The organism is Streptomyces flavochromogenes (assembly GCF_000717595.1).
GTDB lineage: Bacteria > Actinomycetota > Actinomycetes > Streptomycetales > Streptomycetaceae > Streptomyces > Streptomyces flavochromogenes.
In genome coordinates this window covers 1-394 of the sequence record NZ_JNZO01000113.1, presented here as the reverse complement: position 1 = coordinate 394, position 394 = coordinate 1, and the positions used below count along the sequence as shown (strand labels likewise).

1 pseudogene is annotated in these 394 nt (G+C 74.1%); it reads left to right on the top strand.

The annotated features are described in order from the left end of the window. Positions 1-394, top strand: a pseudogene (locus tag IF00_RS42295) (CurL C-terminal domain-containing protein); the annotation flags it as partial.

Below are 394 nucleotides of genomic sequence, written 5' to 3'. Positions count from 1 at the left end.
TGTGATTCTGGAGCAGGCGCCGTCGGCGGAAGCCGTGCCGTCTGCTGAGCTGGATTCCCCGGCGGAGCAGGTGGGGCCGGTGGCGTGGGTGGTGTCGGCGCGGAGCGAGGAGGCGCTGCGGGCGCACGCGGCGCAGCTCGCCGAGGCCGCCGGTTCCGGCCTGTCGCCGGCGGATGTCGCCGCGACGCTGGCCGCGCGTACCCCGTTCGAGCATCGTGCTGTGGTGCTGGGTGCCACGCCCGGGGAGTTGCTGGAGGGGCTGCGTTCCCTCGCGGAGGGTGCTCCTGGCGACGGTGTGGTGTCGGGGAGTGCCGGGTCCGGCAGGACGGTGCTGGTGTTTCCGGGGCAGGGGTCGCAGTGGGGTGCGATGGCGCGGGAGTTGTATGCGTCGGCG